The sequence below is a fragment of the Cupriavidus sp. FW305-3-2-15-C-LB2 genome (assembly GCF_058787575.1).
The window spans coordinates 42,122-58,443 of record NZ_JBYSZW010000033.1 but is presented as its reverse complement, the minus strand read 5'-3'; the positions used below and the strand labels follow the sequence as shown (position 1 = coordinate 58,443).

The 16,322-nt window shown below is 68.9% G+C and carries 10 protein-coding genes and 2 pseudogenes; 9 read left to right on the top strand and 3 right to left on the bottom strand.

Annotated elements, in window-relative coordinates:
* Positions 1–34 precede the first annotated feature (34 nt).
* Genes gspD through gspF form a run of 3 tightly spaced genes read left to right on the top strand, consistent with a single transcriptional unit; the run spans position 35 to position 5,268 of the window.
* The gene (gspD, locus tag AC3WRR_RS22425; RefSeq protein ID WP_011616183.1) at positions 35–2,473 is read left to right on the top strand and encodes a type II secretion system secretin GspD; all 2,439 of its coding nucleotides are present in this window, start codon (positions 35–37) and stop codon (positions 2,471–2,473) included.
* Between the two features lie 8 nt (positions 2,474–2,481).
* A complete protein-coding gene (gspE, locus tag AC3WRR_RS22420; RefSeq protein ID WP_011616184.1) occupies positions 2,482–4,035 on the top strand; it encodes a type II secretion system ATPase GspE in 1,554 nt (517 codons plus the stop codon).
* A 15-nt stretch (positions 4,036–4,050) separates the two neighbouring features.
* Entirely contained in the window at positions 4,051–5,268 is a 1,218-nt protein-coding gene (gene gspF, locus AC3WRR_RS22415) for a type II secretion system inner membrane protein GspF (RefSeq protein ID WP_010813445.1), read from the top strand.
* Between the two features lie 81 nt (positions 5,269–5,349).
* Here gspF and AC3WRR_RS22410 read toward each other — a convergent pair whose 3' ends face one another.
* Positions 5,350–6,603 carry an NYN domain-containing protein gene (locus AC3WRR_RS22410; RefSeq protein WP_439671057.1) on the bottom strand — a complete coding sequence of 418 codons (1,254 nt, stop codon included), beginning with the start codon at positions 6,601–6,603 and terminating at the stop codon, positions 5,350–5,352.
* Between the two features lie 347 nt (positions 6,604–6,950).
* Here AC3WRR_RS22410 and AC3WRR_RS22405 point away from each other — a divergent pair, with 347 nt between their 5' ends.
* Complete coding sequence (locus AC3WRR_RS22405) at positions 6,951–10,544, top strand: indolepyruvate ferredoxin oxidoreductase family protein (protein ID WP_454749983.1); 3,594 nt, start codon at positions 6,951–6,953, stop codon at positions 10,542–10,544.
* Between the two features lie 56 nt (positions 10,545–10,600).
* On the opposite strand, the gene AC3WRR_RS22400 is transcribed toward AC3WRR_RS22405, so the two are convergent.
* The gene (locus AC3WRR_RS22400) at positions 10,601–11,212 is read right to left on the bottom strand and encodes an HD domain-containing protein (protein ID WP_010813442.1); all 612 of its coding nucleotides are present in this window, start codon (positions 11,210–11,212) and stop codon (positions 10,601–10,603) included.
* Between the two features lie 138 nt (positions 11,213–11,350).
* Here AC3WRR_RS22400 and AC3WRR_RS22395 point away from each other — a divergent pair, with 138 nt between their 5' ends.
* From AC3WRR_RS22395 to AC3WRR_RS22375, 5 genes and pseudogenes are all read left to right on the top strand, one after another.
* Positions 11,351–11,770, top strand: a complete 420-nt coding sequence (locus AC3WRR_RS22395) for a GNAT family acetyltransferase (protein ID WP_010813441.1) — start codon at positions 11,351–11,353, stop codon at positions 11,768–11,770.
* A 32-nt stretch (positions 11,771–11,802) separates the two neighbouring features.
* Complete coding sequence (locus tag AC3WRR_RS22390; protein WP_010813440.1) at positions 11,803–12,153, top strand: GFA family protein; 351 nt, start codon at positions 11,803–11,805, stop codon at positions 12,151–12,153.
* A gap of 7 nt (positions 12,154–12,160) precedes the next feature.
* Positions 12,161–12,580, top strand: coding sequence for a VOC family protein (locus tag AC3WRR_RS22385; protein ID WP_010813439.1), 420 nt, complete (start codon positions 12,161–12,163; stop codon positions 12,578–12,580).
* A 98-nt stretch (positions 12,581–12,678) separates the two neighbouring features.
* On the top strand, positions 12,679–13,968 hold the full coding sequence (locus AC3WRR_RS22380; protein ID WP_454749984.1) for an MFS transporter: 1,290 nt from the start codon (positions 12,679–12,681) through the stop codon (positions 13,966–13,968).
* Between the two features lie 87 nt (positions 13,969–14,055).
* Positions 14,056–15,243 (top strand): annotated as a pseudogene (locus tag AC3WRR_RS22375) (MFS transporter); the annotation flags it as partial.
* On the opposite strand, the pseudogene AC3WRR_RS22370 reads toward AC3WRR_RS22375, so the two are convergent.
* Positions 15,223–16,101 (bottom strand): annotated as a pseudogene (locus tag AC3WRR_RS22370) (DODA-type extradiol aromatic ring-opening family dioxygenase); the annotation flags it as partial. The pseudogenes AC3WRR_RS22375 and AC3WRR_RS22370 sit on opposite strands and share 21 nt — an antisense overlap.
* Positions 16,102–16,322 lie beyond the last annotated feature (221 nt).

The following is a 16,322-nucleotide window of genomic DNA, read 5'->3' as shown; positions in this document are numbered from 1 at the left end:
TGCCAGGCCAATCCAGGAGCGCCCGGAAATGACTATGAAAACCCACGCCATCCGACCTGTTTTCCATACCGCCTGCGCCCGCGCCGTGGCCCTGCTGTGCGGGCTCTCGCTGCTGGCGCCCGCGCCGCTGTGGGCCCAGTCCGGCGCGCGCACCGGCACCCCGCCCGCGCCACCCGACATCACGCCGTCCAACCGCGACCAGGTAGTGCTGAACTTCGTCAACGCCGACCTGGATTCGGTGATCAAGGCGGTCGGCCAGGCCACCGGCAAGAACTTCGTGATCGACCCGCGCGTGAAGGGCACGGTCAACCTGGTCACCGAGCAGCCGGTCTCGCGCGCGCAGGCGCTGCAGACGCTGGGTTCGGTGCTGCGCATGCAGGGCTATGCCATGGTCGAGAGCAACGGCTTCACCAAGGTCGTGCCCGAGGCCGACGCCAAGCTGCAGGGCTCGCCCACCGTGATCGGCGCCAGCCCCAGCCGCGGCGACCAGGTGGTGACGCAGGTATTCCGGCTGAACTATGAATCGGCCAACAACCTGGTGCCGGTGCTGCGGCCGATGATCGCGCCCAACAACACCATCACCGCCTACCCGGCCAACAACACGCTGGTCATCACCGACTACGCCGACAACCTGCGCCGGCTGGCGCGCATCATCGCCGCGGTCGATGCGCCGGCCTCGGGCGAGGTCGAGCTGGTGCCGCTCAAGCATGCGCTGGCCAGCGATACCGCGGCGGTGCTGCAGAAGCTGCTCGACCCCGCCGCCGCGGGCGCCGCCGGCGGCGGCGCACCGGGAGCCGATGCCAGCCTGCGCACCTCGGTGGTGGCGGAGCCGCGCAGCAATTCGCTGATGATCCGCGCCACCAGCCGCGCGCGCCTGCAGCAGGCGCGCCACCTGATCGAGAAGCTCGACCAGCCCTATGCACGCCCGGGCAATATCTGGGTAGTGCCGCTGAAGAACGCCGATGCGGTCAAGCTGGCGGCCACGCTGCGCGCCATCGTCGCCGCCGACAGCAGCTTCGCCAGCGCCACCCAGCCCGGCGGGCAGGCCGGCGGCATCGGCGGCGCGGCGGGCATGACCAATGTCTCGACGCCTGCCGGCGGGCAGTTCACCGGCGGCGCCACCGGCACCCAGGCCGGCATGCGCGGCGGCACCGGCGCGTCCGGAGGCACGGGCGGCGCCTATGGCAACTCGGCCTTCGCCGCGTCGTTCGGCACCAGCACCCAGCCGACCACCGGCGGCATCATCCAGGCCGACCCGTCCACCAACTCGCTCATCATCACCGCCAGCGAACCGGTCTACCGCAACCTGCGCGGCGTCATCGACGACCTCGACGCGCGCCGCGCGCAGGTCTACATCGAATCGATGATCGTCGAGGTGACCTCCACGCAGGCCAGCGAGCTTGGCATCCAGTGGCAGGGCCTGATCAGCTCGCCGGGCGGCAACAACAACGTCTTTGCCGGCACCAACTTCGGCACCGGCGGACAGAACATCCTGAACCTGACCCTGGCCGGGGCGCTGGCCGACAGCAACCGCACCGCCGGCATCGCCGCGGCGCAGGGGCTGGTGCAAGACATCGGCGGCCTCAACCTGGGCATCGTCAACAAGGCCATGGGGCTGGGCGCGCTGTTGCGCGCGCTGGGTTCCAACGGCAGCGTCAACCTGCTGTCCACGCCGAACCTGATCACGCTGGAGAACGAGGAAGCCAAGATCCTGATCGGCCAGAACATCCCGATCACCACCGGCTCCTATGCCCAGACCGGCGGCGCGGCCTCGGTCACGCCGTTCCAGACCTTCGACCGCAAGGACGTGGGCATCACGCTGCGGGTGAAGCCGCAGATCACCGACGGCGGGCTGGTGAAGATGCAGATCTTCCAGGAATCGTCGAACGTGGTGCAGGCAACCGCCAACCTGATCCAGGGCCCGACCACCAATGTGCGCTCGATCGAGACCAATGTGCTGGTCGACGACGGCCAGATCATCGTGCTGGGCGGCCTGATCGAGGACTCGTACGGCGACGGCGTGCAGAAGGTGCCGCTGCTGGGCGACATCCCATGGATCGGCGGCCTGTTCCGCTACGAGAACAAGAACCGCGCCAAGACCAACCTGCTGGTGTTCCTGCGCCCCTATGTGATGCGCACGGCCGGCGCCGCCGACCGCCTGACGCAGGACCGCTACGACTATATGCGCGCGCAGCAGCAGGGCTTTGTTTCGCCTAACATCATGGTGCGTGATACCAACACGCCGTTGCTGCCGCCGGCCGACGCCCCGTCCACGCCGTTCGTCGATCCGCGTGCAAACGGTCCGCTTGCCGCCCCGCTGCCGCTGCAGCAGACCCTTCCGCAGAATGCCCCGCAGCCCGGCGTGCCGGGCCAGCCACAGCCCATGCAGCCGGCACCGCAGCAGCTGCCGCAACCACCGGCGAACGCATCCCAGCCGCTGAACCCGCGCGGCGAGTCTGCGCTCCAGAACTAAGCCCCGACATGGCCAGCGAAGTCCAAACTGCCCTGCCCGCCGGCACCAGCGCGCCGGCCGAGACCCTGGAGCCGCCCTCGCCGATGGCGGCGCGGCTGGTCTCGTACGGCTTTGCGCGCGAGGCGCCGCTGCTGGTCGCGCACCAGCGCCCTGACGGACTGGAAGTCTGGGTGACCCGCGCCACCTCTCCGACCGCGCTGGCCGAGGTCGCGCGCGTGCATGGCGCGCTGCGCCTGCGCGTGCTGGAGCCCGACGCGCTGGAGCGCGCCATGGCCGATGCCTACAACCGCCAGGACGCCGGCAGCGCCGCGCAGGTGGTGGGCGAGGTCGAAGGCGAAGTCGACCTGTCGCGCCTGATGCAGGACATCCCGGCGGTGGAGGACCTGCTTGAATCCGAGGACGACGCGCCGATCATCCGCATGATCAATGCGCTGCTGACACAGGCCGCGCGCGAAGGCGCCTCGGATATCCATATCGAGCCGTTCGAGTCGTCGTCGGTGGTGCGCTTCCGCGTCGACGGCACGCTGCGCGACGTGGTGCGGCCGAAAAAGGCGCTGCACGGCGCGCTGATCTCGCGCATCAAGATCATGGCGCAGCTCGACATCGCCGAGAAACGCCTGCCGCAGGACGGCCGCATCACGCTGCGCGTGGGCGGGCGCCCGGTCGACGTGCGGGTCTCGACCCTGCCCACCGGCCATGGCGAGCGCGCGGTGCTGCGCCTGCTGGACAAGGAAGCAGGCCGGCTCGACCTGGCCAAGCTGGGCATGGCGCCCGGCACGCTGCGCGGCTTCGACCACCTGATCCGCCAGCCGCACGGCATCGTGCTGGTGACCGGGCCGACCGGCTCGGGCAAGACCACCACGCTGTATGCGGCGCTGTCGCGGCTGGATGCGCGCACCACCAACATCATGACGGTCGAAGACCCGATCGAGTACGACCTGGACGGCATCGGCCAGACCCAGGTCAACGCGCGCATCGACATGACCTTCGGCAAGGCCCTGCGCGCGATCCTGCGCCAGGACCCGGACGTGGTCATGATCGGCGAAATCCGCGACCTGGAAACCGCGCAGATCGCGGTGCAGGCCTCGCTGACCGGCCACCTGGTGCTGGCCACGCTGCACACCAACGACTCGGCCTCGGCGGTGACGCGGCTGGTCGACATGGGGATCGAGCCGTTCCTGCTGTCGTCGTCGCTGCTGGGCGTGCTGGCGCAGCGGCTGGTACGCCGCCTGTGCCAGCACTGCAAGCGCGAGGAAGTGATCGAGGTCACTGCCGCCGAGGCCGAGGTGCTGCACGCGCAGGGCAAGCCGCTGCAGACCGTGTGGCACCCGGTGGGCTGCGACAAGTGCGGCCAGTCCGGGTACCAGGGGCGCATGGGCGTCTATGAGCTGCTGACCGTCGGTGACGAGATCCGCACCATGATCCACCGGCAGGCGCCGGAGTCCGAGATCAAGCAGGTGGCACTGGCGCACGGCATGCACACCATGCGCGGCGACGCGCAGCGCTGGATCGACAGCGGCGCGACCTCGCTTGAGGAAGTGCTGCGCGTGACGCGCGACTAAAGCGGAGCCGCCCGGATGCCAGCCTTCCGCTATGAAGCCGCCGACGCCGCCGGCAAGACCGACCGCGGCGTGATCGAGGCCGACAGCCCGCGCCAGGCGCGTTCGCAGCTGCGCGCGCGCGGGCTGACACCGCTGACCGTCGACCCGCTCGCCGGTGCCGGCCTGGCGCCGCGCAGCGGCAGCCAGCTGTTTGCGCGCAAGCTGTCGACGCAGGAACAGGCGCTGTTCACGCGCCAGCTGGCCAGCCTGATCGTGGCCGGGCTGCCGCTGGACGAGGCGCTGGGGGCACTGGCCGACCAGGCCGAGCGCGCCTATGTGCACGAGCTGCTGGCCGGCATCCGCGCCGAGGTGATGGGCGGCAGCTCGCTGTCGGTGGCGCTGGCCCAGCATCCGCGCGACTTCCCCGACATCTACCGTGCGCTGGTCTCGGCCGGCGAGCACTCCGGCCACCTGGGACTGGTGCTGGAGCGGCTGGCGGGCTATATCGAGTCGCGCAACACCCTGACCTCCAAGATCCGGCTGGCCTTCACCTACCCCGCCATCGTCACGGTGGTGGCATTCGCCATCGTGATCTTCCTGCTGTCGTACGTGGTGCCGCAGGTGGTGAGCGTGTTCGCCAATACCAAGCAGAAGCTGCCGATGCTGACCATCATCATGCTGGCGCTGTCGGACTTCGTCCGGAACTGGTGGTGGGCAGCGCTGGCGGTGCTGGCGGCGGCAGCGTTCACAATCCGCAGCGTGCTGAAGCAGCCCGCGGTGCGGCTGGAATGGCACCGCTGGCTGCTGACCGCGCCGCTGCTGGGCAAGCTGATCCGCGGCTACAACACCGCGCGCTTCGCCGGCACGCTGGCGATCCTGGTGTCGGCCGGCGTGCCGATCCTGCGCAGCCTGCAGGCGGCGGGCGAGACGCTGACCAACGAGGCGCTGCGCGCCAACGTGGAAGACGCCAACACGCGCGTGCGCGAAGGCGCCTCGCTGGCGCGCGCGCTGGCGGCGCAGAATCAGTTCCCGCCGGTGCTGGTGCACCTGATCCGCTCCGGCGAAGCCACCGGCAATCTGCCGGTGATGCTGGACCGCGCCGCGCAGGGCGAGGCGCAGGAACTGGAACGCCGCACGCTGTTCCTGACCAGCCTGCTGGAGCCGCTGCTGATCCTGACCATGGGCGTGGTGGTGCTGCTGATCGTGCTGGCGGTGCTGATGCCGATCATCGAGATCAACCAGCTGGTGCGGTAAGGACCTCTGCCAAAGAAAACGCCGGCGCGAAGCCGGCGTTTTCTTTGGCGGGCAGGGCCGGCATGGCGCCGGCCGGCCACATCACTCCGCTTTCTTGGCCGGGCGCTTGCGCGTCTTCCTGGCCGGTGCCCGGGCAGGCGCCGCCTCGGCAGTGGCTGCCTCGGGCTGGGGCTGGGCCTCTGGCTGCGCTTCAACCTGCGCCGACAGCACTGTCGTGCCCGGCGCGGCAAAGATCGACTGGTCGATCGGCCACGGGGTTTCGCTCAGCGTCACGTCGGGGCGGCGCGTGGCGCGCTTGCGTGCGGGGCGGGCCTTGGACTCAGCCTGCGGCGCTGCCTCCGCCGCCGGCTCGGCCACTTCGGCGGCGACGACAGACAGCTCGATCTCGGGTTCGCGCACTGGCACAGGCTCAGGCGCCGCCTCTGGCTGGGCCACGGCGGGCGCAGGCGGATCCGCGGGCACGGGCGCCGGTGCCGGCTGGCGGCGTGCTTCAGGCTGCGCCGGACGCTGCTGCTGTTGCGGTTGCGACTGCTGCTGGCCGCGGCCATCGCCCTCGCCACCGCCCTTGGCGCGCTTCTTCAGGCGCACCCAGATGGTCTTGTTGTTGCCGCCGTTGCGGGTCTCGACCTCGAACAGGCCGGTGGCCTGCACCAGCTCCGAAAGCTTGCCGTACCCGTAGTTGCGCGAATCGAATTCCGGCGCCTGCTTGGCGATGTGGTTGCCCATGCTGCCCAGCGTCAGCCAGCCGTCCTCGTCCGACACCGCCTGCGCCGCACTCTGCAGCAGGCGCACCAGGCGCGAATCCTGGCGCAGCTCGCCGGTGCTGCGCTTGCGCGTGGGCGCGGCAGCCCCGTCGACGCCTTCGGTCCCTTCCGTATCCGCATCGGCGCGCAGGACGTCGGAGTAGATGAACTTGTCGCAGGCGGTGACAAAGGGCTTGGGGGTCTTGCGCTCGCCAAAGCCGTACACGGTCAGCCCCTGCTCGCGAATGCGCGAGGCCAGCCGGGTGAAGTCGCTGTCGCTGGAAACGATGCAGAAGCCGTCGAAGCGCCCGGTGTACAGCAGGTCCATGGCGTCGATGATCATGGCGCTGTCGGTAGCGTTCTTGCCCACGGTGTAGCGGAACTGCTGGATCGGCTGGATCGAGTGCGACAACAGCCGCTCCTTCCATCCGGCCAGGTTGGGCCGGGTCCAGTCGCCGTAGATGCGCTTGACGGCGGCCACGCCATACTTGGCGACCTCGGCCAGCAGGCCTTCGACGATGGCGGGCGCCGCGTTGTCGGCATCGATCAGCACGGCCAGGGTCGCGGTGCCCTGGCGGGGGGAATTGGTCATGTTCAGGTAGTCACTGGTTTGCCCGTCCCATGCGTGCATCAGGACGGCAATCGGAAATCAGGTTGCACCAGGCTGGCTGTGCAGATGTGGCGCATCGCAGGCAGCCCGGCAGCGGCACGGGCCATCTCGATGCAACGCAGTGTACACGCGAACCCCTGTCCATACGGGAAATCACGGGCACGGCGGGCACGCTTTGTGCTGCATTGCAAGGTACCGCCGATTTTGTGGCGGTGCTACCATGCCGCGCAGAGACACGACCGTCCAACACCTTCACAAGAGGTCATGAGGCGGTCGCCCACAACTGTAGGTGTCGGTGATCCCGACAGCACGCCCATAGAGGAGCACCTATGAATGCCCCCCTGACCTCCCCGGTCAGCGACGCCATCCGCCGCGCGCTCGAAAACGTTTCCCTCGAAGACAAATACACGCTGGAGCGTGGCCGCATCTATATCAGCGGCACGCAGGCCCTGGTACGCCTGCCGATGCTGCAGCAGGAGCGCGACCGCGCCGCCGGGCTAAACACCGCCGGCTTTATCTCCGGCTACCGGGGCTCGCCGCTGGGCGCGCTCGACCTGTCGCTGTGGAAGGCCAAGAAGCACCTTGCCGCGCACAACATCGTGTTCCAGGCTGGCCTCAACGAGGACCTGGCCGCGACTTCGGTATGGGGGTCGCAGCAGGTGAACATGTATCCGGACGCCAAGTTCGATGGCGTGTTCGGCATGTGGTACGGCAAGGGGCCGGGCGTGGACCGCACCGGTGACGTGTTCAAGCACGCGAACTCGGCGGGATCGTCGAAGCACGGCGGCGTGCTGGTGCTGGCCGGTGACGACCACTCGGCCAAGTCCTCGACGCTGGCGCACCAGTCCGAGCACATCTTCAAGGCCTGTGGCCTGCCGGTGCTGTACCCGTCCAACGTGCAGGAATACCTGGACTACGGCCTGCACGGCTGGGCCATGAGCCGCTACTCCGGCCTGTGGGTGGCGATGAAGTGCGTGACCGACGTGGTGGAATCGTCGGCCTCGGTGGAGCTGGATCCGCACCGCGTGCAGATCGTGCTGCCGGACGACTTCATCATGCCGCCGGGCGGCCTGAACATCCGCTGGCCGGACCCGCCGCTGGAACAGGAAGCGCGCCTGCTCGACTACAAGTGGTACGCGGGTCTGGCCTATGTGCGGGCCAACAAGATCGACCGCATCGAAATCGATTCGCCGCACGCGCGCTTCGGCATCATGACCGGCGGCAAGGCTTACCTGGACACGCGCCAGGCGCTGGCCGACCTGGGCCTGGACGATGCCACCTGCTCGCAGATCGGCATCCGCCTGTACAAGGTCGGCTGCGTGTGGCCGCTGGAGGCGCATGGGGCGCGCGCCTTTGCCGAAGGCCTGCAGGAAATCCTGGTGGTCGAAGAGAAGCGCCAGATCATGGAGTACGCGCTAAAGGAAGAGCTGTACAACTGGCGCGACGACGTGCGCCCCAAGGTCTACGGCAAGTTCGACGAAAAGGACAACGCGGGCGGCGAATGGTCGATCCCGCAAAGCAACTGGCTGCTGCCGGCGCACTATGAGCTGTCGCCGGCGATCATCGCCAAGGCCATCGCCACCCGGCTGGACAAGTTCGAGCTGCCGATCGACGTGCGCGCGCGCATCACCGCGCGCCTGGCCATCATCGAGGCCAAGGAAAAGGCGCTGGCCACGCCGCGCGTGACGGCGGAGCGCAAGCCGTGGTTCTGCTCGGGCTGCCCGCACAACACCTCGACCAATGTGCCCGAAGGCTCGCGCGCGCTGGCTGGCATCGGCTGCCACTACATGACGGTGTGGATGGACCGCAATACCAGCACCTTCAGCCAGATGGGCGGCGAAGGCGTGGCGTGGATCGGCCAGGCGCCGTTCGCTGGCGACAAGCATGTGTTCGCCAACCTGGGCGACGGCACCTACTTCCACTCCGGTCTATTGGCGATCCGCGCGTCGATCGCGGCCAACGTCAACATCACCTACAAGATCCTGTACAACGATGCGGTGGCGATGACCGGCGGCCAGCCGGTGGACGGCCAGTTGTCGGTGCGGGACATCGCCTGGCAGGTGCATAGCGAAGGCGCGAAGAAGATCGTCATCGTCAGCGACCAGCCGGAGAAGTACAACGGCGCGATCAAGCTGCCCGAAGGCATCGCCATCCATCACCGCGATCAGCTCGACAGCGTGCAGCGTGAGCTGCGTGAGGTGCCGGGCTGCTCCATCCTGATCTACGACCAGACCTGCGCCACCGAGAAGCGCCGCCGCCGCAAGCGCGGCACGATGGAGGATCCGCAACGCCGCGCCTTTATCAACGACGCGGTGTGCGAAGGCTGCGGCGACTGCTCGGTCAAGTCCAACTGCCTGTCGGTGGAACCGCTGGAAACGGATTTCGGCACCAAGCGCCAGATCAACCAGTCGTCGTGCAACAAGGACTTCTCGTGCGTGAACGGCTTCTGTCCGAGCTTTGTCACGGCCGAAGGCGCGCAGGTGCGCAAGCCCGAGCAGCACGGCGTGTCGATGAACACCCTGCCCGCGCTGCCAGAGCCTGAGCTGCCGCCGATCCGCCGCGCCTACGGCATCCTGGTGACCGGCGTGGGCGGCACCGGCGTAGTGACCATCGGCGGCCTGCTCGGCATGGCCGCGCACCTGGAGAACAAGGGCGTCACCGTGCTCGACATGGCGGGCCTGGCGCAAAAAGGCGGCGCGGTGCTGTCGCACGTGCAGCTGGCCGCGCGCCCGGACGACCTGCATGCCACGCGCATCGCAATGGGCGAGGCGGACCTGGTGATCGGCTGCGATGCGATCGTGTCGGCCACCGACGAAGTCATCTCCAAGACCCAGGCCGGCCGCACCCGCGCCGTGGTCAACACCGCGCAGACGCCGACCGCCGACTTCATCAAGAACCCGAAGTGGCAGTTCCCCGGCCTGTCGGCCGAGCAGGATGTGCGCACCGCGGTGGGCGAGAAGTGCGAGTTCATCAACGCCTCGGGTCTCGCCGTGGCGCTGCTGGGCGACGCGATCTACACCAACCCGCTGGTGCTCGGCTATGCCTGGCAGAAGGGCTGGATCCCGCTGACGCTGCAGGCGCTGGAGCGCGCCATCGAACTCAACGGCGTCGCTGTCGAGAAGAACAAGGCCGCGTTCGACTGGGGCCGGCATATGGCGCACGACCCCGAGCACGTGCTGTCGCTGACCGGCAAGCTGAAGAACACCGCCGAAGGCGCGGAAGTGGTCAAGCTGCCGACCTCGAGCGGCGCGATGCTGGAGAAGCTGGTCGCCCGGCGCATGGAACACCTGACCGCCTACCAGGATGCCGCGTACGCGCGCACCTACCGCGAAGCCATCGACCGCGTGCGCGTGGCCGAAAGCACGCTGGCTGGCAGCGGCAAGGCCCTGCCGCTGACCGAGGCTGCGGCGCGCAACCTGGCCAAGCTGATGGCGTACAAGGACGAGTACGAAGTGGCGCGGCTCTACACCGACCCTGTCTTCCTGGACAAGCTGCGCGCCCAGTTTGAAGGCGAGCCGGGCCGCGACTACCAGCTCAACTTCTGGCTGGCGCCGCCGATTAACGCCAAGCGCGATGACAAGGGCCACCTGATCAAGCGCAAGTTCGGTCCGTCGACGATGAAGCTGTTCCGCGTGCTGGCCAAGCTGAAGGGCCTGCGCGGCGGTGCCTTCGACATCTTCGGCAAGACCGCGGAGCGCCGCACCGAGCGCGCGCTGATCGGCGAGTACCGGGCCTTGCTGGATGAACTTGTGGCGGGCCTCAATGCCGCCAACTACGACACCGCGGTCACGCTGGCGAACCTGCCGGACGATATCCGCGGCTTCGGGCATGTGAAGGAAAACAACCTGAAGGCGGTACGCGGGCGCTGGGCGAAGCTGCTGGAGCAGTTCCGGCATCCGGAGACGGCGCAGCGCGCGGCCTGACTGGCCATGGCATGACACAACGGCCTCGCTTCGCATGAAGCGAGGCCGTTGTGCTTTCAGGGCTGTGCCAGCGTCGCTTCTCCCGGCTTCACATACATCGAGTTGCGCGGCTGCGCCAGCACGCGCCGCACCATCGGCTCGAAGAACGACAGCGGCAGCGTGTCGTAGTCCGTCATGAAGGCGGCACCGTCGTACTTGCGGCAGAACTCCGCGGTGCGCTCGAACAGTTCGGGCTGGCTGCGGTACTGCTCGCGCAGGTTGCGATCCAGGCCGAGGTGATGGAAGAAGTAGTAGCCCTGGAACACGCCGTGCTTTTCCACCATCCACAGGTTCTCGGGGCTGACGAATGGCTTGAGGATGGCGGCGGCAATGTCTGGATGATTGAAGCTGCCGAGCGTATCGCCGATATCGTGCAGCAGCGCGCAAACCACGTATTCCTCGTCCTGGCCGTCGCGGTGCGCCAGTGTCGCGGTCTGTAGAGAATGCGTGAGCCGGTCCACGGGGAAGCCGCCGCAATCGCCATCCAGCAGGCGCAGGTGCGCCAGCACGCGATCCGGCAGCGCCCGCGCGAACGGCATGAACTCGGCGGAGATGGCGGCCCAGTCCTCGCGGGTGCCGTGTTCCATATGGCTGAAGGTGGCGCGTGCAGGCGCGTGGGTGTCGCTCATGCGGGTCTCCTTTGGTGGCAGCGTGCGCGATGGCCGCGCATCGTCTCGTCATGTCTTGCAGGCATTGTGGCACCCGCAGCGGCGCTACACTGTCAAAAAGCTAACAATGTGCCGGCATATTGCGGCGCACCAACAAGCATGCTGATCCGTCCTTTCCGCCCGGAAGACCAATCCTGCGTCATTGCCTTGTGGCAGGCCTGCGGCCTGACCCGTCCGTGGAACGACCCGCAGCGCGATATCGCGCGCAAGCTGACCGAGCAGCCTGAACTGTTTCTGGTCGGCGACATCGACGGCCGACCCGTCGCCACTGCCATGGTGGGGTTCGACGGGCATCGCGGCTGGGTCTACTATCTGGCGGTACAGCCCGACCTGCAGGCCAAAGGGTACGGGCGCATGCTGATGGCGCATGCCGAGCAGTTGCTGATCGAGCGGGGCTGCCCCAAGATCAACTTGCTGGTACGCGCAGGCAACCGCGCCGTGATCGATTTCTACGACAAGCTGGGCTATGCGCCCGATGAAGTGGTCAGCCTGGGCAAACGACTGATTCCAGATATTTAGTGGGCACGCCGGACCGACCTCAAGGAGACGACATGACTTTCCACGGAAGCTGCCACTGCGGCGCCATTGCCTTCGAAGTGGAGGCCGACGGCATCCCCAGCGTGATCCGCTGCAACTGCTCGATCTGCCGCCGGCGTGGCCACCTGCTGTGGTTCGTGCCGCGCGCGACGTTCAAGCTGGAAACGCCGGAGAGCAATGCCTCCACCTACCGCTTCAACACCATGAAGATCGCGCACCGCTTCTGCCCGGTGTGCGGCTGCGGTCCGTATGCGGACGGGCAGGACAAGGACGGCAAGCCGATGGCCGCAGTCAATGTGCGCTGCCTGGACAATGTCGACCTGGACAGCCTGAAGGTCATCGACTACGACGGACTGCACCACTGAGGCCGCCATGTTCCGCATCCTGGGCATCGACCACCTGGTGTTGCGCAGCGCCGACGTGGACGCGCTGCGGCGCTTCTATGTCGAGGTGCTCGGCTGCAGCGTTGAGCGCGAGCAAACCGAGCTGGGCCTGACGCAGCTGCGCGCGGGCAGCGGGCTGATCGACCTGGTCGCGCTCGACGGCCCGCTCGGCCGCGCCGGCGGCGCCGGACCGGGAGCGCAGGGCCGCAACCTGGACCATTTCTGCCTGCGCATCGACCCGTTCGATGCCGACGCGGTGCGGGCGCACCTGGCGCGGCATGGCGTGGACGCCGGCGAGGTGGCGCAGCGCTTCGGCGCCGAAGGCAAGGGACCGTCGCTCTATGTGAGCGATCCGGACGGCAACGTGGTCGAGCTCAAGGGACCGCCCGCGCCGGTGACCGCACAGTAACGCGCGTGCCCCGTGCGCGCAGTGCGCGCGGGATCGCTACAATTTCCGACTGGCCCAACGCGCCGCCGTCCATGGCGACTACCCCCGCCGGGCCCGCCATGACAACAATAGAAGCCAGCTCCGACGCGGACGCCGCCAGCACCGACTCAGACGCCAGCCCGGCACGCACCGGACCCGCGCACCCCGCCACGCCGCCGCGCCGGCTGGTCTGGATCCTCGGCCTGACCGAGACCATCTCCTGGGGCACGCTGTTCTTCGCCTTCACCGTTTTCATCGACCCCATGATCCGCAGCCTGGGCTGGTCCAAGCCCTTCCTGGCGGGCGGCTATTCGCTGGGGCTGCTGGTATGGGCGCTGTGCTCGTTCGCGGTGGGGCGGCTGCTGGACCGCGCGCCGGCGCGCAAGGTGATGGGCGCGGGCTCGGTGCTGGCCGGGCTGGGCCTGCTGCTGTGGGCATGGACGCCGTCGCAGCCGGTGTTCCTGCTGATGTGGGTGCCGATCGGGCTGGCCATGGCGACCACGCTGTACGAGCCCGCCTTCGTGGTGCTGCGCCAGGCCTATGGCGACCAGTACCAGAAGCCGATCGTGGTGGTCACGCTGATGGCCGGCTTTGCCAGCACGATCTTCGTGCCACTGGCGCAATGGCTGGTGATCCATCTGGGCTGGCGCCCGACGCTGATCGGCTTCGCCGCGCTCAACCTGCTGGTCTGCGCGCCGCTGCACGCGCGCATGCGCTACGCGCTGCATCCCACCTATTCCGGAATGACCCCCGCCGACGGCCAGGCCGGCAGCCGCGACATTGCCTGCGCCACGCTGCGCCAGCCGGTGTTCTGGGCGGTGGTGCTGGCCTTTACCGCGACCGCGGTGGTGGCCTCGCTGCTGGGCGCGCACCTGATCCCGATGCTGACGGAGAAGGGCATGCCAGTGGCGCAGCAACTGGTAGTGGCGGCGCTGATCGGCCCGGCCCAGGTAGCGGGCCGCATGCTGATGATGCGCGCGGGGGTGCGCCACCCGGTGCGGCTGTCGCTGCCGGTCTATGCGCTGATGGGCGCCGGGCTGCTGTGCCTTGCGCTGGGGCACGGCGCCTGGCTGATGGTGGCCGCGGTGCTGTACGGCTGCGCCAACGGCGTCAACACCATGCTGCGCGCGATGGCCATGCCGGAACTGATCTCGCGCCATCACTACGCCACGCTCAACGGCCTGATGATGACGCCGGTGTTGCTGATGCAGGCCGCCGCGCCGTGGCTGGGCGCGCTGCTGTGGCGTGCCGCCGGCGGCTACTGGCTGATGCTGTGGGTGATGGTGGCGCTGGCGCTGGGCGCGCTGCTGGCCTTCGGCTACGCGCTGCACCGGCGCGGACTGCTGCGCGTGGATGGCGCCGGCCGGTAGCACGGCGTTGTCATACCCGCCTCACGCCGATGCGGGACAATGACGGCTTTTGCAGGGCCACCGCTGCCCCGCCTGCCGCACCCTCCCATGCCTGATCCGCACTCCCCGACGGCTTCCGCGCCCTTGCCGGCCGCGGTGTCGCGCGCCACGCGCGGCACCATGGCGCTGTTCTTCGTCAATGGCGCCACCTTTGCCACGTGGGGCGTGCATATTCCCACCATCAAGGCACGCTTCGGCCTGTCCGACGCGATGCTGTCGCTGGCGATGCTGGCCGTGGCCGGCGGCGCCATCCTGGCGATGGGCCCGGTCGGGCGCTGGGTGGCGCGCGCGGGCAGCGCACGGGCGTCGATGACGGGCGGGCTGCTGTTTGCGCTGGCCACGGTGGCGATCCTGGCGATGCCGTCGTTCTGGCTGCTGCTGCCCGCGCTGGTGGCGTTCGGCATGGCCAATGCGGCCTTCGATGTCGCCATGAACGCACAGGCCGCCACGGTCGAGTCCAGCCGCACGCGGCCGGTGATGTCGGCGCTGCACGGCATGTTCAGCCTGGGCGGCATGGCCGGTGCGGGCGCGGGCGGCCTGATGCTGTCGCTGGACGTGGCGCCGCTGGCACATGCGGCGATGATGGCAGGCGTGACCGCGGCGGTGGCGCTGGGTACGCTGCCCGGGCTGCTGTCGGACCATCCGGTGCTGCCATCGGCGGCCCACCACCGCGACCACGCGGTGCGCGCGCTGTGGCTGCTGGGCCTGCTGGCGTTCCTGGGCCTGGTCGGCGAAGGCGCGATGTACGACTGGACCAGCGTCTATATGCGCGACGTGGCGCAGGCGCCCGATGGCTGGATCGGCCTGGGCTACGCTGCGTTCTCGGGCGGGATGGCGTGCGGACGCTTCGGCGGCGACCGCCTGCGCGCGCGCCTGGGCGACGGCGCCACGCTGACTGGCAGTGCCTGGCTGGGCTTTGGCGGCATTGCGCTGGCGCTGCTGGTGCCGCTGCCGCTAGCCGCGCTGGCGGGCTTTACGCTGATGGGGCTGGGCGCGGCCAATATGGTGCCGATCTTCTTCGTTGCCGCGTCGCGGCTGCCGGGCGTGGCGCCGGCCGAAGCAATTTCGCGCGTGGCGCGCTTTGCCTACCTGGGGCTGCTGCTGGGGCCGGTGCTGATCGGCGGGGTCGCGCACCTGTCCAACCTGCGCATCGGGCTGGCGCTGGTGGCGCTGACCATGGGCTGGATCGCGCTTGCGGGCGCGCGCTCGGCACGGCGCTACCTGCCGGCGCGCGCCGGCGCCCAGGCCCTCGAACACGAAGCTGTCCATGGCGAGCACGCCATAGGTCACCTCATCGGCAACCCGCGATACGCTGGCCGGCGCCGGCCCTGCGCCACTGGCAGCCTGCGGCCCCAAGGCCGCGCCCAGCGCCACGAAGAACGGCAGCAGGTGCTCGTCGGTCGGGTGCGCGCGGCGCGCATACGGCGCCTGGGCGCGGTAGTCGGCAATGCGGCTGGTATCGCCGCTGGCCAGGGCCTCGTCGAGGGCTTCCGCCATCCAGCCGCGGAAGGCTTCCACATACGGCTCGGCCTGCGGCCCATGCTGGTCGCGCCGGCCGCCGCCAAACACTTCCTGCAGGTTGTGCGTGAAGCTGCCGGAGGCCAGCACCAGCACGCCCTCGTCGCGCAGCGGGGCCAGCGCGCGGCCGATCTCGATCTGCGTTGCGGGCGACAGGTAGGGGTTCAGCGCCAGCTGCACCACCGGCACGTCGGCATCCGGGAAGAAGTGGCGCATCGGCATCCAGGCACCGTGGTCCAGCGGGCGTTCGTCGTCCTGGCCGACAAACCCGGCACCGGGGACCGCTGCCGCCTCGACCAGGGCCTTGACCCGCCCGGCCAGCGCCGGCGAACCCGGGGCGTCGTAGCGCAGTGCGTACAGCTCGCGCGGGAAGCCGCCGAAATCGTGCCAGGCTTCCTGGCGCTCGCGGCTGGAGACAGCCAGCGTGCTGTAGATCCAGTGCGCCGAGATCACCAGCACCGCGCGCGGGCGCCGGGTGCGCAGTTGCCCGCCCAGCGCATCGAAGGCGGCGCCGGTGGGGCCGGGATCGATGGCGAGCATCGGGGAACCGTGGGAGATGTAGAGCGAGGGAAGCATGGCAGGACCACCTTCAAACTGTTTGTGTACCTGCAACCAGTTTGGCAAAGATCCGCGCTAGGCACGGGCGCCATTTGCGGACACGTCGTGCAAAAAAGTTGAACGGCCGGGCCCAGCGTGGCGTGGCGCACACAGCGCCTCGGTCACCGGCAACGCAGCCAGGGGCGATCGGCCTATGATGCAACCGTGAGCCCCCGGCGGTGTCGTCCGGCGGGGCTCCT

What these genes read in the sequence shown, in the direction of transcription:
- AC3WRR_RS22410 (WP_439671057.1), bottom strand. Translation starts at nt 6,603, where the DNA reads ATGACCAATTCCCCCCGCCAGGGCACCGCGACCCTGGCCGTGCTGATC.
- gspD (WP_011616183.1), top strand. Translation starts at nt 35, where the DNA reads ATGAAAACCCACGCCATCCGACCTGTTTTCCATACCGCCTGCGCCCGC.
- gspF (WP_010813445.1), top strand. Translation starts at nt 4,051, where the DNA reads ATGCCAGCCTTCCGCTATGAAGCCGCCGACGCCGCCGGCAAGACCGAC.
- AC3WRR_RS22400 (WP_010813442.1), bottom strand. Translation starts at nt 11,212, where the DNA reads ATGAGCGACACCCACGCGCCTGCACGCGCCACCTTCAGCCATATGGAA.
- AC3WRR_RS22385 (WP_010813439.1), top strand. Translation starts at nt 12,161, where the DNA reads ATGTTCCGCATCCTGGGCATCGACCACCTGGTGTTGCGCAGCGCCGAC.
- AC3WRR_RS22395 (WP_010813441.1), top strand. Translation starts at nt 11,351, where the DNA reads ATGCTGATCCGTCCTTTCCGCCCGGAAGACCAATCCTGCGTCATTGCC.
- AC3WRR_RS22390 (WP_010813440.1), top strand. Translation starts at nt 11,803, where the DNA reads ATGACTTTCCACGGAAGCTGCCACTGCGGCGCCATTGCCTTCGAAGTG.
- AC3WRR_RS22405 (WP_454749983.1), top strand. Translation starts at nt 6,951, where the DNA reads ATGAATGCCCCCCTGACCTCCCCGGTCAGCGACGCCATCCGCCGCGCG.
- gspE (WP_011616184.1), top strand. Translation starts at nt 2,482, where the DNA reads ATGGCCAGCGAAGTCCAAACTGCCCTGCCCGCCGGCACCAGCGCGCCG.
- AC3WRR_RS22380 (WP_454749984.1), top strand. Translation starts at nt 12,679, where the DNA reads ATGACAACAATAGAAGCCAGCTCCGACGCGGACGCCGCCAGCACCGAC.